Below are 22,254 nucleotides of genomic sequence, written 5' to 3' on the forward strand. Positions count from 1 at the left end.
CGGTCCTCGCCATGATCGTCTATGTCGGCCTCTTGGCCGTCTCTTTCGTCGCGCTCGGAATCGGGCTCGCGATCGCCAGTGGCGAGCCGGCCGCCTCTTTGCTCGGCCTCGTCGGCCTGTTGCCGGGCGCCACGGCCCTCGGACTGTGGCAGGGCAACCGTGGGGCCCGGGTCGTGGCAATTCTGTTCTTCGGCGTGCTGCCCGGCCTGTTGCTGCTCGCTGTGCCCGGATCTGCCCGTGCATGGTTCAACCCAGACCTCTATCCGGCCGACCAGGACGACCTCGATCTCGACGACCTTGGTGGCCTCGACGGCGAGGCGACGGGCATAACAGACAGGACTTGAGGCCGACGAGTCACTCGTACTGGCGCTTTTCAGAACCGCACCTACCGCTTACCGCGCCGCTCGCGGACCGGCGTGAGACCGGTCTTGTTCTGAAGGATTTTGTTCGTCGAGCGCCCGAGGCGCGAGCGGCAACCAGAGCCAAAATCATAGGCGTCCCCCGCTCGAGAGGCTTCCATGCCCGTCATGCACAAGAGCCGTCCTCCGTCGCTTGCCGTAGCCGTCGCGCTCATGTTCTCTGCTCTCACGTCGTGTTCCTCGCCCTCCGCGGACGGGTCTTCCGACGAGGCACGGCCCAGCGAGTCAACCGCCAGGGCAAGCTCCGCGAAGCCGCCCCGGCCGACACCTTCACCCACCGGCCCCTGTGCCGACGGCACATGTGAGATCAAGGTTTCTGTGGGAGACACCGTGACTGTGCCAGCCAAGTACGGACTCGGACCTATCAAAGTGGTGGCGATCACTGGCGGCAAAGTCGAGATGACCGCGGCCCTGACGGGAACGGGCTACAGCGTCTCTGGCTGCTCCGGAGGCGGCAGCGTGTCCTCGCAGGGTGGCGGTGGCGTCAGTTTCAGCTGCGGTGAGGGTCCCGCCGCCACCATCAACGACGCGATGAAGCTGAAGGTCGCCGAGGTGCTCGACGCCTCCGCCGCCCTTCGCATCGAACCCGCTGGATGAGTTACTGCTCGAATTGAAACGGTGTCCATGAGGTACCTGCGCCACCGCACTTCTGTTGCAAGGCCAGCTTCCGGGCCTCCGATGCCTCTGCGGGCGCATCGGTTGTTTGCGCGCGAGGCAGTCCCTGCTCGTCGTACCGCTGTGCGTTGTGGCCTCCGCGTCGCACAGCCGGCTGTTGCGCGGCCGTATGCCAGCCGCGCAACAGCCCTCACCCTCCCCTGTTTCAGTACGCGATCTTGCCGCTCGTGTTGCGATCGAACTTCAGGTAGAACTTCTTGCCGTTCGCCACGTCGGTCACAGCCGTGTCCCACACGCCCTGCGAGAGCCAGCGCTGCGGGTAGCACTTATGCGGCACGCCCGCGCCCTGGTAGAAGCATGCCTGCACGTTCGCGCCGATCGCTGCCTTTACGTTGACGTCGGCGCAGCTGGTGGTGGTGGTAGCCCAGCCGGGGTAGGCCGGCCACACCTTGTTCGTCGTGCTGAAGCTCTTCGCACCGCCGTAGCAGGTCATCGGAGTGACGTCCGCGGAGGCCGTGCCGGCGCCGCCGGTGAGCAGGCCTGCGGCCAGCGTGCCGACGGCCAGGGCCGTAGCGATCTTCCTGTGAGTGCGCATGGTTCTTTTCTTCCCTTCTCATCGACGCGGGATTTCTGCCGCGGACACGAACGGCGTCCCCCGTGTCTGACGGATTGCTCCTTGGTGCATCCAGGGAGGCAGGCACCAGGTTTCTGCGTCGGTTCGTTGTTGCGCAGCCCCGTGGCACCGCGTGAAACAAAACGCCGAGCCCGTGATCACCGGCCGCAAACGGCTGGAACACGCTGCTCAGAGCTTGGCGACCGGCCCTATGGGGGTGGGAGAGTAGCCGCCCGCTTTCATGCGCGTATGGACTTCTGGGGGAGGTCGAGATGGGGCGTCGTGAGGGCGAGCTGGACCCGGCGGCCGGATCGGCACAGCGTTTCGCATTCGAGCTGCGCAAGCTGCGCCAGGAGGCCGGGGCGCCGACATACCGGGTCATGGCGCGGCGCACGGGCTACTCGGTCGCCACGCTGTCGCGGGCCGCCTCCGGTGAGCGGTTGCCGTCCCTGCCGGTGGCGTTGGCTTATGTACGGGCGTGTGGCGCGGATGGCGCCGAGTGGGAGCAGCGCTGGCATGCGGCGGCCGAGGAGAAGGCCGTGGAGCCACGGCACGGTGAAGGAGCGCGGGCGCCATACCGAGGGCTGGCACGTTTCGAAGCCAGCGACCGGGAACTGTTCTTCGGCCGCGAGCAACTGGTGGCTCAGCTCGTCCAGCGGGTGCGTGCCCACCGGGTGGTCGCGGTCGTCGGGGCCTCGGGCAGCGGCAAGTCCTCCCTCTTGCGTGCGGGTCTGATCCCCGCCCTGCAGCAGGAAGGCGCCCCGGGCCACCGGCCGGCGGCGATCAGGATCCTGACCCCTGGACCTCACCCGCTGTCCACCCATTCCGGATTGATGACGGCAGCCCGGGACCCCGGAGACACGATCGTCGTGGTCGATCAGCTGGAGGAGCTCTTCACACTCTGCGCCGACCTTGGTGAGCGCGCGGCCTTCCTCGACCTTCTGGTGCAGGCGGCGGACCCCGGCCGCCGCCTGCGGGTGATCATCGCGGTGCGGGCAGACTTCCTCGGCCGCTGCGCTGAACACCACGAACTGGCTGCGGAGTTGCGGGACGCCACCGTGCTCGTCGGGCCGATGAGCGCGGCCGAACTCCGCCAAACCGTTGTCAAACCGGCGACCGTTATGGGGTTCATCGTCGAGCGCGAACTGACCGCGAGGATCATCGAGGACGTCAGCGACACACCAGGCGGCCTGCCGTTGATGTCCCACGCCCTCCTGGAGACCTGGCGCCGGCGCGCAGGCCGTGCTCTGACCCTGGCTGCCTACCGGGCAGCGGGTGGCATCCAGGGCGCCCTCGCCCGCACCGCCGAGGACCTCTACACCCAGTTCTCCGTCCGGCAGGCCGACTGCGCCCGAAGGATCCTGCTGAGGCTGATCACCCCGGGCGAGGGCACACCGGACACCCGACGCCCCGCAGCCCGGGCCGAACTTGACCCGGCCGACGAACCGGGCGAGGCCCTACTGGTCCTCGACCGGCTTGCCCGCGCCCGCCTGATCATTCTCGACGAGGACACCGTCAACCTCGCCCACGAGGCGCTGATCACCGGCTGGCCCCGGCTGCGCGACTGGATCGAGGGTGACCGCGAGCGGCTGCGCGTCCACCGAAGGCTGACTGAGGCGGCAGAGGCCTGGGCCGATCTCGGCAAGGACCCGGGCGCGTTGTACCGAGGCAGCCGTCTTACCACGGCCGAGGAACAGCTCGCCGCACCTGAACTGACGCCGGTGGAAGAGGCGTTCCTCAGCACCAGTGTCGCCCAGCGCTGTCAGGAGCAGCACCTGGCAGGACGTACGGCCAGACGATTGCGTCGGCTGCGTGCGGCCCTGTCCGTGGCAGCCGTGCTCGCCCTGATCGCGGGGGCGGTGGCGTGGCAGCGCAACCAGGACGGCGAGCAGCGGCTCGCCGAGGCCACGTCCCGCCGGGTCGCGTCGGCCGCCGAGAGCATGCGCTACTCCGATCCCTTGACGGCCATGCGACTGAGCGTTGCCGCTTGGCGGATCAGCCCGACGCTGGAGGCGCGAGCCGCGCTCATGGGCGCCATGACCCAGCGCGAACAAGACGCCTTCGCTGAACCCGGCGCACGTAGCGGCGACCACCGCCAGCTCAGCTCCGACGGCCGCACGATGGTCTCCGGCGGTTCGGGGCGCGTACGCGTGTGGGACCTGGAAACCCAACAACAGAACGGCACGAGACCAATCAAGAGGCAGCAGGAACTGTTCGCCGTCTCCTCCGACAACCGGCGTCTACTGCTGACCTCGCACGCCGGGTGGGAGTTGTTGGACCTGACATCCGGCGAGTCGACCCGTCTCCCGGCCTCCCTCACCGACTTGGGGGTGACGTTCGGACCGAACACCGACATGCTCAGCCTTTGGTCCGGCAACCGGCAGACCGGGCTGTGGGACCTGCGACGGCAGCGCAAGTTATCGAGGAGCGAGACGGAAGAAGCTTGGCGCTCCGCCGACCGTCCGGACGACCGACGCCGCGCCGTCTGCACTGACTCCCGCGAGTTGCACCTTGTGAACGGCCGAGAGATCCGCCGGCTGCGCACCACCGGACGGTGGGCGCCCGTCGTCCGTCTGGCCTGTGGCCCGCGGGACCGCGCAGACGCCGATACCTCCGGCGGGCTGTCTGTCCCCGCTCTCCCTCTCCACCCGAACAGAAACACCCTGATGATCGTTCTCGATGACCGGATACGGACCTGGAACCTGGCTACGCGTAAAGAGCTGCCCCTCGTCCCGAAGACCGGGCCGTACCACGTCACCCCCGACGGGAAGTTCCTGACCACCGCGGACGACCGGGGCATCCGCGTACGACGCTTCAGCGACCTCGCCGAACCGGTCTACCAGTACCCCCTCAAGGGCCGGAGCGTCACCGAGGTGCGTCTGTACCCGGACCGCAGGAGGATCCGCTACATCGAGCGACAGACCGGCTCGGCCTCGGTGGCCCGCACCCTCCATCTCGGAGATGCCCTGGACCCCGGCTGGCGGAGCTTCGCCCACAAGAAGACCGCGCCGCAGCGCGATCGCTCGGACAGCTTCGTTGATCGCCGGCTGACCTCCGTCGCGGTCGGCCCAGATACCGTCGACCGGGTGGCGACCGGGGATGAGACGGGCTGGGTCACCCTCTGGGACCGGGCGGTCGAACGACGCCTCAGCATGTTCGCAGCCACCCCCGCAGATGACGCGGCAGACGGCGGGGCCCAGCCCATCTCCGCGCTGGCCTATTCGCCCGACGGCCGCATTCTGGCCGTCGCGGCCGGCGCCATCGTGCAACTCTGGGACACCGCATCGACCCAGCCCCTGGGCAGCGGCCTGCTCACTACAGGAGACACCGCGACGTCCCTCACCTTCAGCGACGACGGAAAATCACTCACGGCGCGCGGCGCCCACACTCGGCCCCACACCTACCCCGTCGAGCCCAGCCTCGTCGCCAGGGCCGTGTGCGAGCGTTCCGGCGGGGGTGTTTCCGCCGCCGCCTGGCAGACGTACGTTCCAGAAGTCCCATACAGGAAGACGTGCTGAAGAAGTGCGCAAGCGGACCCCTTCAGCGACATGGCCGTCGATTCGTCCCTGGCGGTACGGACTGCTCCAGGCCACGCAGTTCTCCAGCGGCTCGGTCGTCTTCGACGAGGCGCAGTTCCTCTGGCGACACGGTCGACTTGACCGGGGCGCAGCGTGTAGTGGATCGAATTCTCAAGGCGGGCTCGGAGCCGGCGGAAGATTGCTTTCCTGCTGGTTTCCTATCGGCGCTTGGTTGTGCGGCGCCAGCCCCAAAGGGGCCCGGCAGGTCCATCGACGTGGTGCGCCGGCCGGTGCTGCTGTGGGTGCGGCGGGGGCCGTGATTGCCGCCTGTGGTGAGGGACCATGAGCTGGTACCGCGACGCCGACCGTGACCCGAAGGCGCTCCCCCAGCTGTTCGAGGACTGGGAGACCGAGACCATGCACGCCCACGGCTGGGCCCGAGCACCTCAGCTCGCGCCTCCCGAGAGCCCCTCCGGCCTCACCACGCGCGGACGGGGCTGAACACATCGGCAAGGGTCTCCTGCGCCACTGACATTCATCAGCGTCATGGCCTTCTACTCAAGCCTTTGCGATGCAGGCCCCGGCCCCCCTCGACGCCCCCCGACCGATACGCCCCTGGCGCTTTGCTCCCGGCGTGGCTGCAGGCCCTCAGAAGACGACGCCTGTGATCGTCATCCCCGGGCTCGGACGCCGGCTGTGGTGCTGTAGAAGCTCTGAGTGATCCACATGTCACTGCCGTCCGTGGAGGCTTCGGCGGCGAAATAGGAGCACTGGAACTTGGACTTCTTGCCGAGCGGGACCTTCGTGACCCGAGGCAGTGTGTCGCAACGCAGGTCCGTGCCTGCCTCGCGATGATTGCCCCAGAAGTAGGTCAGGGCGCCCTCCCGGGTGAGCAGACCGGTGCTGGGCTGGGCATCGTATCCATCCCCCATGCCGCCGAACCCCGGCTTACCCGTGAACTTCACCGGCCAGGTCACCTCGATGCCCTCATAGATGACAGTGCAGGTGACGCGGGCACCTGTCACCGGCCGGACGGAATCCTTGTCGCATCGGGCGCTGGTCTTGCCCGGAGCACCGGCCATCTTCACCGTGCGCGTGCGCAGTTCGTACTTGACGTGCTCGATGAACGGAGCATCCGGATCCGGCTCCGGAACGGTGTCGCCCAGCCTCTGCGGCATCGCCTTCGGTGACTCGATCGGCTTGCCCACCGGCGAGCCGATGACCGAGGGCTCAGCCGCATCGCCGTTCTTCCCGTCGTCGGCGCTGCTGCAACTCGTGAGCATGAGGCAGGAAATGGCGACGGCAGCTGTTAGGGATCCCCGTGAATTGTGCATGACCAGCACAGTAGCCGCCAGTAACGGACCGCCTACGGCGGGGTCGTTGCCGGAGAAACCCCATAGCGATCAGACTTACCGCTCGTGCGGGTGACACGAACACCTTCTACGGCCCGGCGGCAATCGCTGACTCGCTACGAAGTCCACGACCAGTTCGTGCTCTTCGAGGAGACCCGTGCCCGCCATCACCCGAACCGCCGTCCTGCTCACCGCCGCCGTCGCCCTGGCCATCCCTGCCGCCACCGCGCACGCCACGCCCGCTGGCAGCCCCGATGCGGATCCACGCGCCGGTGAAACCGTTACGAAGCCGCTCATGGCCGCGCTCAAAGCACTGCCCGTGAGGGAGGAGGACCGCACCGGCTACCAGCGGACCTCGCTCAAGCACTGGGTGAATGCCGACAAGGACGGCTGCGCCACGCGCGCTGAGGTCCTCAAGGCCGAAGCGCTCACCGCCCCCGAGCAAGGGCCCAAGTGCAAGCTGAGCGGAGGCCGCTAGTTCTCCGAGTATGACGACCAGTACGTCGACGGCCCCTCCGGCCTCGACATCGACCACCGGGTCCCGCTCGCGGAATCCTGGGACTCCGGGGCCAAACACTGGAGCGCGGCTGAGCGCCAGGCTTATGCCAACGACCTCGGCGACGAGCGGGCGCTGATCGCCGTCACGGCAAAGTCCAACCGCAGCAAGGCCGACCAGGATCCCTCCACCTGGATGCCGTCGTCCGAAGGCAACCGCTGCGACTACGTGAACCAGTGGGTGGCTATCAAGACCCGCTGGAAGCTGACCATCGACCGCAGTGAAGAATCCGCCCTCGCCGAGAATGCCGCCCGCTGCCCCAACTCCCCGATCACCGTGAAGCTCGCGCGGTAGCCGGTCGGGGCACGTGTGGTGCCGGGGCTGCGGGCCAGGATCTGATGGGCTGCCGTCCCGGGCCGCGCTCACGACGGCGCAGTTCCTAGTGGGACTCCGTTAGGTCTGTCTCGATCTTGGCGCCGTGTGTGTCCTGCTGGGACGGGGTTGGTGGCTGGTGGTGCAGATGCCGGTCCAGCACCTCAGTGCGTCCTGGAGAGTGTCGAGGACGGGGTAGAGGGCGAGGCCGGCGTGGAGGCTTTTGGGGCCAGGCGTTGTTCGGTGAGGAAGGCGTGGGTGGCGGTCACGAGGGTGACGTGGTGGTGCTGGCCGTGCCAGGAGCGGCGCCCGGCCTACTTGGCGGCGAAGGCCCATCTGTACGTCGTGCCGCCCTGATCGGACCAGCGGACCTCGATCTCCTTGGCGTTTGCCGGGACCATGTAGGTCCGGCAGATGGTGTAGCTCTGCCCGGCCTTCCAGTTCTCGATGTCGATGGTGCGGTCGCAGCCGGGTGCGTCCTCGGCGGCCATCAGTACCAGCCTCGCGGGGGCGCCGTCCGCGTAGATCTCGGTCGCCGTGCCGACGTCGGGCGAACTCTCCACCACACCACCGGACTTGTTGGTGAACTTCACATGGGCGATGGCGGCGATGCGACCCTTGGCGTTCTTGGGGTCATTGGCAATCTTCTTTGCCTCGGCCTCGGTACTCAGGTCGACCTTCAGCGCGGCAATCTCGTAGGTGATCTTGGGTTCGTCCTCCTTGAAGGGGACGGTGATGGACTCGCCGGCCTTCATCGGCCCGGACTCCGTCTCGCCACCCTCGGGATTGTCACCCTTCGGCGTGCTGTCGGTCGAGCCCTGCTCCGGCTTGTCCGCCGGCTTGGCGTCGGAGTCGGAGCCCCCGCAGGCGGTCAGGGCGAGGGCCAGGATAGCGATGGGCGCGGCGGCGCGCAGGGCGCGGGTACGGCGGGAGGTGCGGATGGACGTACGGCTGAACATGCGGCGGGACAACTACGGTCTCCTGTTCGTCGATCTCCCCCCTCGCGCCCGCTCAGTTGAACGGAGACTGGCGCGCGATCGGCTTTCGACCGGGAAGCATATGGGTGGCGCCGAAAGCACAGGAACGGGGTGGTGGCTCATGAGGTGGACTCCCTTGCTGCGGAGGGCGATCCGGCCGCCCGTCGCGTGCTGCTAACGGACTTCGACGGAGTACCAGGCGCCGGAGAACTCCCAGCCGTCGGTGCCTTCGCCGATGTCCTCGACGATGACGTCGTCGATGAAGTGGTCCTCGAACTCGTCGTCGGTGAGTTCCCCGGCGAGCCAGAGTTCCTCGATCTCGTCCCAGTTGCCCCGGCGGCCGTCGATGCGCAGGGGCGCGGCGGCCCGGGTGCCGCGCGTGCGTTCGTCGTCGCCGGTTTTGACGTCGCCGCTGATCTCGAACTGGCGCTGTTTGAGGTGGGCGGGGATCGGTCCCTGTCGGCCGCGCCCTCAACCCCATCTCCCACGCGAACTGGGAAGGAACCGGTGTGCAGCCAGACATCCCTTGCGCTGCTGCTGACGCCCTCAACCGCGCTCACCTGCTGGCCCGCACCCGTCTGGCAGGTTGAACCAAGTCCAAGTCGGATGCGCTTCCAGGTGGGATCGCCGTCGGGTGGTTCTGCCACCAACTCCTCGTAGGCTGACACTTGCATGTTGGTGGGGGCGTCTAATCGAGAACCGGTGGCCCCGCCTCGATACGCCGTAGCACCGGAGCCAGGCAATTCCGTCTGGAACCTTCCGTACCCGCCCTACGACACCGGCGGGGGCTAAAGGAAAGACCTGCGTCGATGCTCTCTTCGCCCAGCGGAGGCCTGCCCCGCATGTGGCCGGCCGGGGGGACGCTTAAGAGACTGTGCGGCGGCGGCTTGGGCCTGGGGGCAGAGCCGCCGGTCATCCGTGCGCTGTCGGCGGCAGAGTTCGTCCCCGGGCGGTCGCCGTCTCGAACTCCTCCTCGCCCAGCGCCCCTCTCACCAGCGCCGCCGCGCGCTCCACATCGGCGCGCTCGGCCGGGGGCAGGTCGGCGTCCAACGAGGCGCGCAGCGCTTCGGCCGTGCCCAGGAGTTCGGCTGCCGTGACCATCGTTCCCTTGAGCGCGTGCGCCCCCGCCAGCCCCTCCAAGGCCATGGCCACCGCTCGCGGGTCCGCCGTCCTGCGGGCCGCGGCCAGGCCCTCCCGGTGGAGCGCCAGCGCACCAGCCGCGTCTCCGCGCTGCTCGGCGACGTAACCGAGTTGCACAAGGATCAACGCGGCACCGGAGTCGACGCCGAGACTGCGGTTCCACTCCAGCCACGGGCGCAGGTGTTTTTCGGCGTTGTCCAAGTCGCCGCGGCGGCGGGCGCCGAGGGCCAGGCCCGTCTCGGCGAACTGTTCCGCGGGCCGATGTGACTGCTCTATCGCCAGGCGGCGCGCTTGCTCGTGGTACTCGGTGGCGCGCGCGTCCTCACCGTTGAGCAGCGCCACGCGCCCGAGTCGTGCCAGGCGGAAGGAGACCTCGGTCCACAGTTCGAGCTCCTGCGCGCTGCGCACACCGTCCTGGTGCAGGCGGGCCGCCTCCTCGTACGAACCGGTGATCTCGGCGAGCACGCCCAGGTGTTCCGTCGCTCTCAGATGCCCCCAGCGGTCGCCGAGTTCGTCGAACAGCGCCGCACTCTCGTGTGCGTGGTGCCGCAGCTCGGCCAAGTCGCCGCAGTAACCCGCCCGGGTCGCGCGGGAATTGTGGACCGCGGCGATACCCCAACGATCACCCCTCGCGCGGAACTCGACCAACAGCCCGTCGAGCGGATCCTCGGGGGGCACCCCGACGTCGAAACCACTTCGGGAAAAGTCCACCAGCCACCGGGCTCTGGTGTCCGCCCCTTCGAAGCTCTCGTCGTACGAGGTGTCCCCGCCCAGCGTGCCGTCGTCCGTGAGCAGCGCGAAGGCCGCGCGTCTGGCGCGGGCGCTCTGTCGGGAGGTGTCCGGGCCGCCGGGGCATCCCAGCGCCAGATCCAGCGCGCGGCACGCCTCCCTGAGGCGCCCGCGCAGGAACCAGTACCAGGACATGGCGTTGACCAGGCGCAGTGCGAGTGCCGTGTCGGCCACGTCCACGGCGGTGTCCAGGGCCGCGGCCACATTGGCGGCCTCGCCGTCGAGCAGGCGCAGCCACCGGCGCTGGTCGAAGCCGTAGAGGTGCGGCTCGGCCCGCTCGGTCAGGTCGGCGACGTAGGCCGCGTGCAACAGGCGTGCCCGCGCGGTCTCATCCGCCGCGTCGAGACGTTCGGCGCCATATGCCGTCACGGATTCGAGCATCCGGTAGCGGGTTTCGCCGGATGCGGCCAACGCTGCATCGGCCACCACCAGCGAGCGGTCGACCAGACGCCCGACCAGGTCAAGCACCGCATCCCTGGGCACCTGCCCGATCGCGCACACGGCTTCCGCCCCGTCGAGGACGAAACCACCTCGGAAGACGGACAGTCGACGCAGCACGCTTTGCTCCGGAGCGCTCAGCAGCTCCCAGCTCCAGTCGATCATCGTGCGTAGTGTCCGCTGGCGGGCGGGGGCGTCGCGGCGCACCTGGTTGAGGAGACGGAAGCGGTCGTGCAACCGATCGGCCAAGGAGTGCACGCCCAGTGCTCGTACCCGAGTGGCGGCCAGCTCGAGCGCCAGAGGGATGCCGTCCAGGCGGCGGCAGATGAGGGTGACGGCCTCGGCGTTTTCTTCGTCCAACTCGAAGCCGGGAGCCGCCGCCCGCGCACGGGCGGCGAACAGTCGTACGGCGTCGCTCTCGGCTAGCGGCGCGACCGCGTCCAGGACTTCGCCCGCGATGGCCAGCGGTTCTTGGCTGGTCGCGATGACGCGCAGGCCGGGCGCGCGGCTCAGGAGCCGGTGGACCAGGTCGGCGACGGGCTCGAGGAGATGCTCGCAGTTGTCCAGTACCAGCAGCATTCGCCGCTCCCCGACCGCTGCGGCGATGCGGTCGGCGCTCGAGCCGGGCCTCGCCCCGACCGGCTGCCCGGGCTCCGCGCCGAAGGGAGCGTCGTCACGTACCCCCAGGACCGCCGCGACGCTCTCGGCGACCGGCGAGCTCCCGCTCCCGACGGCGGCGAGTTCGACCAGCCTCACACCGTCGGGGAAGGAATCCGCGAGGTGCGCCGCGGCCTCCAGCGCCAGGCGCGTCTTGCCCACGCCGCCGGGTCCCGTGAGCGTGACCAGCCGTGCCTCGCGAGCGAGCGCGCAGACACGACGGACCTCTTCCTCGCGCCCGATGAGCCTGGTGACGGAAGCAGGCAGATTCGTACGGGGCGGTGCGGCAGTTGGCTGCCCGGAGATACCGACGGCGGCCTCGCGCGCAGCGGGTCCGGCTGCCAGCGCGGGGTCCTGTTCCAGGACCGACTGGTGGAGCGCGACCAGCTCGGGGCCTGGGTCGAGGCCCAGTTCATCGGCCAGGCGCTGCTTGAGGTCGTGATAGGCATCGAGCGCTTCCGTCGGCCGCCCTGCCCGGTACAGGGCTCGCATCTGGGCCGCACGCAGCCGCTCCCGCAGCGGGTGCTGGGCTATCGGGCTCGCCAGCGCGTCGGCCAGCGCAGCATGTTCCCCCAACTCCAACTTCAGCTCGGCGAGCTCCTCGATCACCGTCAGCCTCTGCTCCTCCAGCCTCGCGGCATCCGCCCTCACGAACTGCGCGTCCCGGAAGTCGGCATAAGCCTGCCCGCGCCACAGATCCAGTGCTTCCACAAACAGCCCCACCTTCACGCGCGCGTCGTCGGCGGCGCGCGCCGCGGTGGTGAGCGCGGCGAACTCGGCTGCGTCCACCGCCGCGTCGGGCACGCGCAACGCATAGCCTGCGGGCCCGTACACCACCAGGGCGCGGGCCCCGGACTCCGCGTTGTCCAGGGCCTTGCGGAGCTGGGAGACCTTGGTCTGGAGGGCGTTGACCGGGTTGGCGGGCATGCCTCCCTCACCCCACAGGTCGTCGATCAGGCGGTCGACGCCAACGGGCCGCCCGTGGTGCACCAGCAGACGGGCCAGCAGGGCACGCACCTTGGGCTCGGATACGGCCACGGCAACGCCGCTGTCACTCGTCACCGTCATCGGCCCCAGCACGTCGAATCGCATGCCGCCCACGCTAATGCGTTGCCTGGACGGGCTGTTGGGCGGCCGTGCGTGATCCGTCAGCGGTCCGTGCGCGGCGCCCTCCACAGTGGCCACATCAGCCCGAACGAAACAACTGGAAGAGGCAACACAGCCATGACCGAGACACTCCGCTCCCGTGAGATCCACCTCGTCTCCCGCCCCGTCGGCTCCCCCGTCCCCGACGACTTCACCCTTGTCACCACCTCCGTGCCCGAGCCCGCCGACGGGCAGGTCGTGGTCCGCAACACCTGGATGTCCGTCGACCCCTACATGCGGGGCCGTATGAACGACGCCCCCTCCTACATTCCGCCCTTCGCCCTGGACACCGCGATGGAGGGCAGCGCGATCGGTGAGGTCGTCGCCTCGCGTGACGCGTCTATTCCGGTCGGGGCGACCGTTTCCCACTTCCTCGGCTGGCGGGAGTACGCCGTGGTGGACGCTGCCGGAGCGACGGTGGTCGACCCGGCCCTGGCCCGTCCGCAGGACTATCTTGGCGCCCTGGGCACCACCGGCCTGACGGCGTACGCCGCGCTCACCCGGGTCGCACCGGTCAAGGAGGGGGACGTCGTGTTCGTGTCCGCCGCGGCCGGGGCCGTCGGTAGTGTGGCCGGGCAGCTGGCGAGGAAACTCGGCGCCTCCCGGCTGATCGGTTCGGCGGGCGGCCCCGCCAAGACCAAGAAGCTGCTGGACAACTTCGGCTACGACGCGGCCGTGGACTACCGTCAAGGGACCCTGGCCGAACAGCTGGCCCAGGCCGCTCCCGAGGGCATCGACGTCTACCTCGACAGCGTGGGCGGCGACCACCTCCAGGCCGCGATCGGCGCGATACGTCCCGGTGGCCGCATCGCACTCGTCGGCGCGCTCAGTGGTTACGACGCGACCGAGCCGGCGCCGGGGCCCAACAACCTCTTCCAAGCGGCGGCCAGGGAAGTCACCCTGCGCGGCATGCTCGTCAGCAGCTACTTCGAGCTCTTCCCCGAGTGGATCGAAAAGGCAGCCGCCTGGCTCGCCGACGGTTCGCTGCACACCCAGGAGACCGTCATCGAAGGCATCGAGCAGGCGCCGGCTGCGTTCCTCGGCATGATGCGCGGGGCGAACACCGGCAAGATGCTGGTCCATCTCGAGGGCGGCCGCCGATGAACAAGCGCGCACTGGTGGTCGTCGGCCGCCCCCGGTCGGACTCGCTCACCGCACAGCTCGCGGAGCGGGCCCGCGCCCGACTCGGTGTGTCGCTGGAGGCGGCGGGGTCGGTACGAGGGGTCCGATCGGCGATGGTCGGGCCTGTCCTCAGGCCGGGTTGCGTCGGCACCCGTCGTCCGGCGCCTGCCGGCGGTCACCGGGCCGCGGCGGCGCCGGTGCGGTCAGGGCCTCGCAGTGTTGACCGCGCGCACGGTGTCGTCGTCGATGCGCGCGTACCAGCCGGAGGAGTCGGCGGCGAAGTCGGTGATCCCGCCGTCGAGGGGCCACTCCTCGATCAGCTTCCCGCCGCGCAGGCTCAGCGCGCGGCACACCCTGCCCGCGGTGGCGTACACGGTGCCGCCCGCGATCACCGGTGGTATCTGGGCGGTCGTGTCGAACGTCGCGAGCCACAGGCTCGTGCCGTCGCTCAGGTCGATCGCTTGCAGAGTCTTGTCGTTGGTCCAGTGCAGCAGGACGCCGTCGGCGGTGACGGGGCCGTGCCCGCCGCCGGGCAACCGCCTCCAGCCGGCGTCGAGCCCGGCGCTGGGGACGTTCCAGCGGGCCTTGCCGTCCGCGGGGTTGAAGCCGATGAGCCGTCCGGCGCCGCCGGCGAGCAGGAGCCCGGTCCCGGGGTGCTTGTGGCCGGCGGGGATGTGGCCGAGCGCGGTGCTGCCGCGACCGGCTGCGACCTTCATGTCCGCCCGGTGAAGCCGACGGCCGTCGCGTGCGTCGACGACGTGCAGTTCGGCTTCCTCTGTGAGCAGGCCGAACCGGTCGGCGCCCAGGGAGACAGGAGCGGTGAGAACCTGCTCGTCGTCGGCCAGCCCTTGGTAGGTCCACCTCGTTTGTCCGGTGGTGGCATCGAGGGAAAGCGGTGTGCCTCCGACCGGCGAGGGTTGTGGCGCGAGGAACAGCACGGGGCCGAAGACGGCGGGCTTTTGCCAGTCCACGACGCCTTCGTCGAGGGTCCAGGAGGAGTCACCCGAGGGCAACATGCGGGAGCGCAGCGCGTGTTGTGATCCGCCGTCCTCCCCGCTGCTGAGGGTGACCAGACGGCGGGCGGCGACGACGAACCACCGGAGCTCATATCCCCAGGCGTCCTCAGGTTTCCATGGGTCGCCGTCGGTCAAGGCCCGCACCTGGTCGGTGAGGCCGGGCGCGATGAGTGAGCCGTCGATGACACCCCAGAGAGGCTGGGGGGTGTCGGTGGTGGCGCCGAGCGTCTGCCAGCGGCGGGAGCCGGTGCGCGCGTCGGCGGCGCGGATGAGGCCCTGTGTGTCGGAGTAGGGCCTGGTCCCGTGCACGAGCACGGTGGACCCGCTGAGCAGGGCGCCCTCGAGTGCGCCGCCATCGGTGCGCAGCGTCCACCGGACCTTGCCCGGCCGCGCAGATCCCTTCTCGACGCGGAGCCCGGCGTCTTCGTCGTCCCCTTCCCTGTCCTTGCCTGGCGACGAGTGTGAGATCCCGTAGCCGAGGAGCCCGGTGAAGCCCGCGCCGGTGAGGGCCAGGAGGGAGCGGCGGGTGAGACTCTGGCGGCGCTCGGAACGGAGTGCGGCTGCGCGGTCGAGGGGAGCGGGCCGGGCAGGAGTCGGCCGGGTAGGAGTGGGCCGGGTACGGGTGGGCCGCGTGGGCTCGGGTGCGGGTTCACTCATGGCGGCTTCCGTGCGCGGCGCGGCCGGGGTGATCAGGGACCGCAGTGGCTCGCCGCGCCACCACAGGGGCGCGGCGGGATCCGAGGTCCGAGCGAGGACGTCGGCCACGGAGGGCCGGGAGGCCGGGTCCTTGCGCAGGCACTCCGCTATGAGCTCACGCAGCCCGCCGTCCGTCGGTACGCCGGTGAGGTCGGGCTCCTCATGTGTGGCGCGGTAGAGCAGCACCGCTACGGGCCCGGAGCCGAAGGGGTGCTCTCCGCGGGCGGCGAAGGTAAGGACCGCGCCGAGCGCGAAGACGTCGGCGGGCGGCCCGACGTGGGCCCCATCGATCTGCTCAGGGGCCATGAACCCCGGGGTGCCGATCATCGCCCCCGCCTCGGTGAGCACCCGGTCTCCCGCGGCGCGCGCGATACCGAAGTCGATGACGCGGGGGCCGTCGCCGGTGAGCAGGACGTTCGACGGCTTGAGGTCACGATGCACGATGCGGGCCGCGTGGATACTTCTCAGGGCCTCGGCCAGATGGGCCCCGAGCGACAGCGTGACGCCGGCGTCGAACAGCGCCCCGGCGGCGCGTGCCTGACGCAGTGTCACGCCCGGCAGGAAGGCGGTGGCTAGCCACGGCACCGAGGAGTCCGGGTCGGCATCGAGTACGGCGGCGGTGTACGCCCCTGTCACGGCCCGCGCGGCGGTGGCCTCCCGGCGGAAGCGCTCCCTGAAGTGCTCGTCGGCGGCGAGGTGTTCGTGCACGGTCTTGACCGCGACGAGCCGTCCCCCGGGACTGCGCCCCAAGTAGACCTGCCCCATCCCCCCGGAACCGAGCCGCCGCATGATCCGATGCCCGCCGAGCGCCGCCGGGTCACCGGCCAACAGGGGGGTTCCGGGCAGGGCCGGGGGCGTCGGGCCGGGGGCTACTGCGCTCATGAGTGCTCCGGGGTGCGGGGCGGGTCGGGGGTTCGGGCGGCGCTGCTCATCTCGCCGGGGGTGTTGACGTCACGGCGGGGCGGGGCGAGGGCTGCTGCTAGGTGGGGCATACGGGCGGTGTCGCGGGGTGGTGGTGTCATGTCCGCTCCGGGCCACTGATCGCATACAGCGTGCCGTCCGCGCACAGGTGGACCAGGCCGCCGCTCGCGGTGGCGATGTCCACGTTCGTGACGGCGTCCAGGGCCAGGGCCCACTGCGGCACACCCGTAGCCGTGGCCAGGGCGTGCAGCCCCCAGGTGGGCTCGCCCGAGCCGCCGGGTTCCGGACCAGCGACGTACAGCAGGCCGTCGGCGACAAGTGGAGTGTCCCCCAGGACGCGGACGCCCTCGCGGGTCCAGCGGACCGCGCCCGATTCCGCGTCGTACGCACGGACGCCGTCCGCCGTCGAGGCGAATACCAGGCCGTCCGCGGCGGTCGCGGTGATGAGCGAGCCGGCGTCCACGGAACGAGCCCAGCGGACGCGGCCGGTGGCCAGGTCGACGGCTTGGATCTCCTCCCGTTGCGCGTAGTAGCCAGTCCCCTTCGCGCCGGGATGAACCTGCGGTCGTCGCGCGCCGCCCTCGATTTCCTTCTCCATCGTGCCGTTCGAAGCCCGCAGGACGATCAGCGACTCGTCCTGCGCGAAGGCGTCCGTGCCGGGGATCCCCGGGTTCGCGGAAACGGCCAGGGCGATGCGTCCGCCCGCCTGATCGGCACCGATCACCTCGCCCGCGCTCCCCCCATGGAACCAACGCGCCTTTCCCGTACGGGAGTCGAAGCCGTAGGCCCGCCACTTGCGCCCCCAGGCGCTTCGGCGGGCCTGAGCGGTGCCGTACGCGGCGTAGGTCAGCAGGCAGACGACATCGCCGGCCACGATGAACTGCGCCTGGTCCCCCTCCAGTTCACTCGGCTTGGCATTGAACGTGGGCCGAGCGCGGTGCGGGTTACGGGACAGCAGACCGGAATCCCAGGCCTTGCGGCCCGTGGCCTTGCGCAGGGCCACGAGTTCGGCGTCGAAGAGCGGGTCGCGCAGAACGTAGACCAGGTCACCGCGGGCCTCCACGCCCCGCAGGTCCTGCGCCGGGTATTCCCAGCGCAGGGTGCTGGTGGCCGCGTCCAACCGCATGGCAGCGGCATTGTCGACGATGTACAGATCGTCGCCCTGGCGCACCATCGAGCCCCCATAGGTGACTTCACCGATGCCGGTCTTCCACCGCACCCGGCCCCGCGGCAGCCGCGTACGCCGTGCGTCGGGCGGCTCGCTGGTGCCGCCGTCGTCGCCCTGGTTCAAAACGATCCCCGTGGCGGTGGCCACTCCCGCCATGGCGAGCGCGGCACCGGTCCAGGCGAGCAGGCGCCGCCGGGACGGCGGCGCGGGGCGGGGCTGCCGTGCCTCGGGCAGGGGCTCGCGCGGGTGGCGGCTGGTGGCGCCGGGAGGCAGTGCGTCGGTCCTGGCGGCGGAGCGTTTGGGTGGCGGTGTGTCGGTCCTGGCGGCGGATGGTGACGGGCCCGCCATCCCCGCCTCCCCACCCACGTTTTCCGCGCCCGCGACCAGCTCCGCGACCTCGTCCTCATGGCGGCCCACGAGCCCCGACACCGGCTCCCGCTCCCACCATGGCGCGTCGGCGGCCCGCGCCCCGCACCAGGTGAGGATCTCCCCCACCGACGGCCGCTTCCCCGGGTCGCGGGCGAGGCAGCGGCCGAGGAACGCGCGCCAGGTAAGACCCGGCACACCCTCCAGGTCGGGTTCGCTGTGCAGCGTGCGGTAGAGGACCGCGGGCGCGCCGTCCATGCCGAACGGGGCGTGGCCCGTGGCCGCCAGGGCAAGGACCGCGCCGAGGGCAAACACATCGGCGGCGGGGCCCGGTTGACCGTCCCGAGCCAGTTGCTCCGGGGCGATGAAGCCGGGCGAGCCGATCGCCTCGTCGGTGGCGGTCAGCCTCTCCTCGGCCGCGCTCTTGGCGATGCCGAAGTCGAGGACCTTCGGTCCGTCCCGGCCGATGACGATGTTCGACGGCTTCAGGTCACGGTGCGCGAGCCCCGCAGCGTGCACCCCGGACAGCGCCTCCGCGAGTGCCGCGCCCAGCGAGGCGAGTTCGGCGCAGCCGAGAGGCCCGTGCGCCGAGACGGCCGACGTGAGATCGGGCCCCGGGCAGAACTCGGTGGCCAGCCACGGCTCCACAGCATCCGGGTCGGCATCGAGGACCGCCGCGGTGAAGGGGCCCACGACGGCGCGCGCGGCCACCGTCTCCCTGCGGAACCGCTCCCTGAACTCCGGCTCCGCCGCGAGGTGTTCGTGCACCGTTTTAATGGCGGCGAGCCTCCCGGACGCGGAACGCGCGAGACGCACCCGCCCCATTCCGCCCGCCCCGAGCGGTGCGACGATCCGATACCCGCCGATCACCTCCGGCCCGCCATGTGCGGCCTGCGCCATGCCCCGGCTTCCTCCTCCGCCTCGACCGAACCTCCGAACCCCCGCCCCTCCGGACGCTCTGTGCGACGCCTGCGCAGCATCCTACGGTTGCACCGAAAACTGAGGTGGAGACAGGAGCGGGAGCAAGAGATCAGGCCGAGGCGGCCCGGGAGGAGATCGCGGAGCTGACCGCGCTGCTGGACGGATACGACAAGGCTGTCGAAGAGGTCCGGATCACCCGCAAGACGCTGCCGGACCATCCGGGCCTACCAGCAGATCATGGCCGTGTTCTCCACGGCCGACTCCCCGCTCCGCGCGCGGTATGCGAGGCCATGGACCTGGAGATCGCACCCAAACAACAGCAACAATGTCCGCCTCAAGTTCAAGCGGCCGGCTGACCGAGGAATCCTGATCGAGCCCGAGCAGGGGCGGTTCACCCACCCGCGGCCATAACCACCCGGCGAACCCCCGAGCAGCAGGCTTCGACCCACCCGAAAGCCCGAAACGGGCGTCATTTCACGCACCCACTGAGGAAGCCGACGAAGGTCGTCCAAGCGTGTGCCACCGCTGTAGGAGGACTTGCGCCAGTCGGTCAGGTGCGAGGCCTGCTGACGTAGCTTGTTGGGTAGCTGAGTTGGGCGCATAACGGAGGATCGACATGACGCTTCGCCTTCCCCCAGGACAACGTGCCGTCGGCGGGTTCCCGCGCTTCGGCAAGGACCTGAAGAGCCCGCCGCCGCCCATACCGGCCGATCCGGTGATCGAGCTGGGCGGCGCTCTGACGGAGGACGTGACGCTGTCGGTGGCGGAGTTGGGGAAGTTGCCGCGGCGCGAGGTCCGGGCCGACTTCCACTGTGTGGCCGGGTGGTCGGCGACCGGTCTGGTGTGGGAGGGGGTCGCGTTCCAGGACTTCTACCGGGTGCTGGTGGAGCCGCGGCTGCGGCCGGGGGCGATGGTGAGCCACCTCGTGTTCGTGGGGTCGGACGGGGTGCGGGCGTTGGTGCTGCTGGAGGATGCGCTCGGGGAGGACGTGCTCATCGCCGAGCGGCTCGGCGGGGAGCCGCTCACCGGCGATCACGGGGCTCCGGTACGGCTGGTTAGCCCGTGGCAGTACGGATACGTCAACATCAAGCACCTCTGCCGGATCGAGTTCCACGCCACCGCGCCCCGGGTCACCGACCCGTGGTCGCCTCTCGCGGCGCACACCCGGGCCCGGGTGTGGAGGGAGGAGCGGCACCGCCGGTTGCCCGGCCGGGTGGTGCGGCCGCTGTACCGGGCGGTGGTCGTGGTGATCAGGGCGCTCAGTGCGAGGGGTGGGAGTGCGCGACAGGGGTGACGGCTGGGGGGGCGAACGCAGATGCTGCGGGCGTCGTCGTGCCGCCCGCAGCGGAGGGTCGCCGCGGTGACGACGCGCTTGAGGAGCCTGGCGATCTTGTCCCGGTCCTGCGTCAACGGCCTCGTGATCGGCCCGCTGTCCGTGGACATCGGATAAGTCGCTCTTGTAGGGCTGGCGGCCGTTCACCGGGACACGGGACACTCCAGCGCAACCCGCCCCTCCGACCCACGCGAATACAGCGGTCCCACACGTTCCGGTGACCACAGAAACGGCATCAAGTCACATACCGCCCTCTGAGTTCCGTGTCCCCGCCGGGCGCCATCCGCACGCCGCACCCCTCGCCGTGCACACCCGCCTGGGAAGAGGTTCAGGGCAGTTCAGGGATTTCGTCGAGCAGGTCGGTAACGAACTTGCGCAGATGACCGGTGCGCACGGGGCTGACGCCGTGGATGACGTGCGCGCCGTAAGCGACGGCGGTGCCGGCACGGGCGGAGGTGGTTCAGCGCGTACGGCGAGCTTCCTCAAGCCGCTTGGGGGCGCTGTCATGCACGGGGACGTCCGGCTTCGGGGCATGGGGCAGGCTGCGCGTGAGGGGGGTAGCAGGCATGAAGCCCTCCCCTTCACTCACCTCCTGGCCAGACCAGATCCCCGGGCTGGAGGTGGTTTCAATGTAGAAGTCGCCGCCCGCTTCAGCGTCGTCGAGAACGACGCCGATACCGTCCAGGCGACGCGGCGCAGTGGTGGGATCAGGGATGCCATCGAGGTGGGTGGGGACCTCTTGGCCTGCGGTGAATTCGGGATAGGCCCACGGGGCCGCGACGGTGATCGATGGCATGGTGCAGCGGATCGCGGGCATGGCCCGGCGGGTGGCGTCCTGGAGGACCTCCTGGGCGGCTGGCGGAGCGAGGAGAATCTCGGCCTGGTGACGAGGATGCCATCCGCGGGGCTGTCCAATCAACGGTGTAACTGGGGTTGTTGAGGTTAGTGGCGTGCTGCGCTGAGTCGGCCGTCGAAGGTGATGTCGAAGGCGTTCAAGGCTGTCTTCCAGTGGCTGGTCCAGCGGGCCTGTCCCTTACCGGTGGGGTCCAGCGACATGATCGTCATGTAGACGCATTTCAGCGCGGCCTGCTCGTTGGGGAAGTGGCCGCGGGCCTTGACCGGTCGGCGGATCCGCGCGTTGACGGACTCGATGGCGTTGGTGGTGCAGACGGCCCTGCGGATCTCGGCGTCGAACCGCAGGAACGGAGTGAACTCCTCCCAGGCGTTCTCCCAGAGAGGCCCCTGGGTTCAGCGGAACTCAAGCTTGTTCAGCGGGAACTCGGGGGGGCGGTCCGTGTGTGTCGGCTGGGGGTATCCGTAGGTTCGGCAGGAACGTGGGGGTGGGCTACGTGGTTGCGCAGACTATCCCTGGGCAGTGGGGCGAACCACGATGTCGCCTACATCGACACCGTCCGGCTGCTCGATGGCGAAGGCGATGGCGCGGGCCACCGCGTCGGGCGAAAGAGCGGTCTCCATCATCTTGTCGACCTGGGTCTTCACCGCCGGATCCATGCGCTCAGCGAAGTCCGTGCGGACGGCGCCGGGAGAGACGACGGTCACGCGCAGGCTGTCGCCGGCCTCTTGCCGCAAGCCCTCGGAGATGGTGCGCACGGCGTTCTTCGTGCCGGCGTACACCGACTGGAGCGGCACGATGCGCAGTCCGGCGGTGGACACGGTGTTGACGAAGTGCCCGAAGCCCTGCTCTCGGAAGACGGGAAGGGCCGCGGCGATCCCGTACAGGACCCCTTTGAGGTTGACGTCGATCATCTCCTCCCAGTCTTCGACGCGCAGGTCATCCAGACGGGAGATCAGACCGACCCCGGCATTGCTGACGAGGACGTCGAGTTTGCCGTATCGATCGCGTGCCAGCTTGACGATGCCGGAAAGGTCCTCGCGTCGCGTGACGTCTGTGCGGGCCCAGGCGGCTTCACCGCCGGCCTCCTCGATGCGGGCGGCCAGAGCCTCAAGACGCTCCGGACGGCGTGCCCCGAGGACGATCTTCGCGCCGCGCTCGGCGAGCAGGAGCGCGGTCGCCTCGCCGATGCCGCTGCTGGCGCCCGTGATTGCCACGACTTTTCCTTCAATTCCCGACATGATGGACAGTCCTTCCGGCGGAGGAGCGGGGGCGGCCATGCCTTAAAGTGGAGGCGCCGCCACTTGTTCCAAGTTAAGTGGCGGA

At 69.9% G+C, this 22,254-nt stretch carries 18 protein-coding genes and 4 pseudogenes; 10 read left to right on the forward strand and 12 right to left on the reverse strand.

Annotated elements, in window-relative coordinates:
* Positions 1-11: 11 nt before the first annotated feature.
* Both ACWD02_RS05280 and ACWD02_RS05285 read left to right on the forward strand, forming a co-directional pair.
* Positions 12-344, forward strand: a complete 333-nt coding sequence (locus ACWD02_RS05280) for a hypothetical protein (protein WP_451204685.1) — start codon at positions 12-14, stop codon at positions 342-344.
* Positions 345-749: 405 nt separating this feature from the next.
* Positions 750-1,016, forward strand: coding sequence for a hypothetical protein (locus tag ACWD02_RS05285; protein ID WP_451204687.1), 267 nt, complete (start codon positions 750-752; stop codon positions 1,014-1,016).
* A gap of 223 nt (positions 1,017-1,239) precedes the next feature.
* Here the strand turns inward: ACWD02_RS05285 and ACWD02_RS05290 are convergent, their stop codons facing one another.
* On the reverse strand, positions 1,240-1,629 hold the full coding sequence (locus ACWD02_RS05290; RefSeq protein WP_451204689.1) for a hypothetical protein: 390 nt from the start codon (positions 1,627-1,629) through the stop codon (positions 1,240-1,242).
* A gap of 290 nt (positions 1,630-1,919) precedes the next feature.
* Between ACWD02_RS05290 and ACWD02_RS05295 the strand changes: the two genes are divergently transcribed.
* The gene (locus tag ACWD02_RS05295; protein WP_451204691.1) at positions 1,920-5,165 is read left to right on the forward strand and encodes an nSTAND1 domain-containing NTPase; all 3,246 of its coding nucleotides are present in this window, start codon (positions 1,920-1,922) and stop codon (positions 5,163-5,165) included.
* Positions 5,166-5,383: 218 nt separating this feature from the next.
* On the opposite strand, the pseudogene ACWD02_RS05300 reads toward ACWD02_RS05295, so the two are convergent.
* Positions 5,384-5,511, reverse strand: a pseudogene (locus tag ACWD02_RS05300) (DUF4236 domain-containing protein); the annotation flags it as partial.
* Here ACWD02_RS05300 and ACWD02_RS05305 point away from each other — a divergent pair.
* The gene (locus ACWD02_RS05305; protein ID WP_451205893.1) at positions 5,508-5,666 is read left to right on the forward strand and encodes a hypothetical protein; all 159 of its coding nucleotides are present in this window, start codon (positions 5,508-5,510) and stop codon (positions 5,664-5,666) included. The pseudogene ACWD02_RS05300 and the gene ACWD02_RS05305 overlap by 4 nt on opposite strands.
* 170 nt (positions 5,667-5,836) lie before the next feature.
* On the opposite strand, the gene ACWD02_RS05310 is transcribed toward ACWD02_RS05305, so the two are convergent.
* Positions 5,837-6,508: a hypothetical protein gene (locus ACWD02_RS05310; RefSeq protein ID WP_451204693.1), complete on the reverse strand. Its 672-nt coding sequence runs from the start codon at positions 6,506-6,508 to the stop codon at positions 5,837-5,839.
* A 166-nt stretch (positions 6,509-6,674) separates the two neighbouring features.
* On the opposite strand from ACWD02_RS05310, the gene ACWD02_RS05315 reads away from it, so the two are divergent.
* Both ACWD02_RS05315 and ACWD02_RS05320 read left to right on the forward strand, forming a co-directional pair.
* The gene (locus ACWD02_RS05315) at positions 6,675-6,995 is read left to right on the forward strand and encodes a hypothetical protein (RefSeq protein ID WP_451204695.1); all 321 of its coding nucleotides are present in this window, start codon (positions 6,675-6,677) and stop codon (positions 6,993-6,995) included.
* Between the two features lie 36 nt (positions 6,996-7,031).
* Positions 7,032-7,367, forward strand: a pseudogene (locus ACWD02_RS05320) (HNH endonuclease family protein); the annotation flags it as partial.
* A gap of 182 nt (positions 7,368-7,549) precedes the next feature.
* Here ACWD02_RS05320 and ACWD02_RS05325 read toward each other — a convergent pair.
* Positions 7,550-7,690, reverse strand: a pseudogene (locus ACWD02_RS05325) (IS701 family transposase); the annotation flags it as partial.
* Positions 7,691-7,699: 9 nt separating this feature from the next.
* A complete protein-coding gene (locus tag ACWD02_RS05330; protein ID WP_451204697.1) occupies positions 7,700-8,356 on the reverse strand; it encodes a hypothetical protein in 657 nt (218 codons plus the stop codon).
* A 120-nt stretch (positions 8,357-8,476) separates the two neighbouring features.
* On the opposite strand from ACWD02_RS05330, the gene ACWD02_RS05335 reads away from it, so the two are divergent.
* Entirely contained in the window at positions 8,477-9,022 is a 546-nt protein-coding gene (locus tag ACWD02_RS05335; protein ID WP_451204699.1) for a hypothetical protein, read from the forward strand.
* 252 nt (positions 9,023-9,274) lie between these two features.
* Here the strand turns inward: ACWD02_RS05335 and ACWD02_RS05340 are convergent, their stop codons facing one another.
* Positions 9,275-12,478, reverse strand: a complete 3,204-nt coding sequence (locus tag ACWD02_RS05340; protein ID WP_451204701.1) for an AfsR/SARP family transcriptional regulator — start codon at positions 12,476-12,478, stop codon at positions 9,275-9,277.
* A 132-nt stretch (positions 12,479-12,610) separates the two neighbouring features.
* On the opposite strand from ACWD02_RS05340, the gene ACWD02_RS05345 reads away from it, so the two are divergent.
* Complete coding sequence (locus tag ACWD02_RS05345; RefSeq protein ID WP_451204704.1) at positions 12,611-13,636, forward strand: NADP-dependent oxidoreductase; 1,026 nt, start codon at positions 12,611-12,613, stop codon at positions 13,634-13,636.
* Between the two features lie 221 nt (positions 13,637-13,857).
* On the opposite strand, the gene ACWD02_RS05350 is transcribed toward ACWD02_RS05345, so the two are convergent.
* From ACWD02_RS05350 to ACWD02_RS05360, 3 genes are read right to left on the reverse strand one after another with little or no spacing between them, the layout of a single operon-like run.
* The gene (locus ACWD02_RS05350; RefSeq protein ID WP_451204706.1) at positions 13,858-16,248 is read right to left on the reverse strand and encodes a protein kinase domain-containing protein; all 2,391 of its coding nucleotides are present in this window, start codon (positions 16,246-16,248) and stop codon (positions 13,858-13,860) included.
* Positions 16,245-16,388, reverse strand: coding sequence for a hypothetical protein (locus ACWD02_RS05355; protein WP_451204708.1), 144 nt, complete (start codon positions 16,386-16,388; stop codon positions 16,245-16,247). The genes ACWD02_RS05350 and ACWD02_RS05355 overlap by 4 nt, the downstream gene beginning before the upstream one ends.
* Positions 16,385-18,721: a protein kinase domain-containing protein gene (locus ACWD02_RS05360; protein WP_451204710.1), complete on the reverse strand. Its 2,337-nt coding sequence runs from the start codon at positions 18,719-18,721 to the stop codon at positions 16,385-16,387. The genes ACWD02_RS05355 and ACWD02_RS05360 overlap by 4 nt, the downstream gene beginning before the upstream one ends.
* A gap of 104 nt (positions 18,722-18,825) precedes the next feature.
* Between ACWD02_RS05360 and ACWD02_RS05365 the strand changes: the two genes are divergently transcribed.
* Both ACWD02_RS05365 and ACWD02_RS05370 read left to right on the forward strand, forming a co-directional pair.
* Complete coding sequence (locus ACWD02_RS05365; RefSeq protein ID WP_451204712.1) at positions 18,826-19,098, forward strand: hypothetical protein; 273 nt, start codon at positions 18,826-18,828, stop codon at positions 19,096-19,098.
* A 260-nt stretch (positions 19,099-19,358) separates the two neighbouring features.
* Positions 19,359-20,036 (forward strand): molybdopterin-dependent oxidoreductase, encoded by a 678-nt coding sequence (locus ACWD02_RS05370; protein ID WP_451204714.1) that lies wholly within the window; start codon positions 19,359-19,361, stop codon positions 20,034-20,036.
* A gap of 499 nt (positions 20,037-20,535) precedes the next feature.
* On the opposite strand, the gene ACWD02_RS05375 is transcribed toward ACWD02_RS05370, so the two are convergent.
* The 3 genes and pseudogenes from ACWD02_RS05375 to ACWD02_RS05385 all read right to left on the reverse strand — a co-directional run bounded on the left by ACWD02_RS05375 (position 20,536) and on the right by ACWD02_RS05385 (position 22,169).
* On the reverse strand, positions 20,536-20,892 hold the full coding sequence (locus ACWD02_RS05375) for a hypothetical protein (RefSeq protein ID WP_451204716.1): 357 nt from the start codon (positions 20,890-20,892) through the stop codon (positions 20,536-20,538).
* 125 nt (positions 20,893-21,017) lie between these two features.
* Positions 21,018-21,311: pseudogene (locus ACWD02_RS05380) on the reverse strand (transposase); the annotation flags it as partial.
* 126 nt (positions 21,312-21,437) lie between these two features.
* On the reverse strand, positions 21,438-22,169 hold the full coding sequence (locus ACWD02_RS05385) for an SDR family oxidoreductase (RefSeq protein ID WP_451204718.1): 732 nt from the start codon (positions 22,167-22,169) through the stop codon (positions 21,438-21,440).
* Positions 22,170-22,254: the final 85 nt, after the last annotated feature.

The organism is Streptomyces sp. NPDC002853, from assembly GCF_053591915.1.

What these genes read in the sequence shown, in the direction of transcription:
- ACWD02_RS05360 (WP_451204710.1), bottom strand. Translation starts at nt 18,721, where the DNA reads ATGGCGCAGGCCGCACATGGCGGGCCGGAGGTGATCGGCGGGTATCGG.
- ACWD02_RS05370 (WP_451204714.1), top strand. Translation starts at nt 19,359, where the DNA reads ATGACGCTTCGCCTTCCCCCAGGACAACGTGCCGTCGGCGGGTTCCCG.
- ACWD02_RS05280 (WP_451204685.1), top strand. Translation starts at nt 12, where the DNA reads ATGATCGTCTATGTCGGCCTCTTGGCCGTCTCTTTCGTCGCGCTCGGA.
- ACWD02_RS05305 (WP_451205893.1), top strand. Translation starts at nt 5,508, where the DNA reads ATGAGCTGGTACCGCGACGCCGACCGTGACCCGAAGGCGCTCCCCCAG.
- ACWD02_RS05375 (WP_451204716.1), bottom strand. Translation starts at nt 20,892, where the DNA reads ATGCCCGCGATCCGCTGCACCATGCCATCGATCACCGTCGCGGCCCCG.
- ACWD02_RS05290 (WP_451204689.1), bottom strand. Translation starts at nt 1,629, where the DNA reads ATGCGCACTCACAGGAAGATCGCTACGGCCCTGGCCGTCGGCACGCTG.
- ACWD02_RS05345 (WP_451204704.1), top strand. Translation starts at nt 12,611, where the DNA reads ATGACCGAGACACTCCGCTCCCGTGAGATCCACCTCGTCTCCCGCCCC.
- ACWD02_RS05355 (WP_451204708.1), bottom strand. Translation starts at nt 16,388, where the DNA reads ATGACACCACCACCCCGCGACACCGCCCGTATGCCCCACCTAGCAGCA.
- ACWD02_RS05350 (WP_451204706.1), bottom strand. Translation starts at nt 16,248, where the DNA reads ATGAGCGCAGTAGCCCCCGGCCCGACGCCCCCGGCCCTGCCCGGAACC.
- ACWD02_RS05385 (WP_451204718.1), bottom strand. Translation starts at nt 22,169, where the DNA reads ATGTCGGGAATTGAAGGAAAAGTCGTGGCAATCACGGGCGCCAGCAGC.
- ACWD02_RS05295 (WP_451204691.1), top strand. Translation starts at nt 1,920, where the DNA reads ATGGGGCGTCGTGAGGGCGAGCTGGACCCGGCGGCCGGATCGGCACAG.
- ACWD02_RS05340 (WP_451204701.1), bottom strand. Translation starts at nt 12,478, where the DNA reads ATGCGATTCGACGTGCTGGGGCCGATGACGGTGACGAGTGACAGCGGC.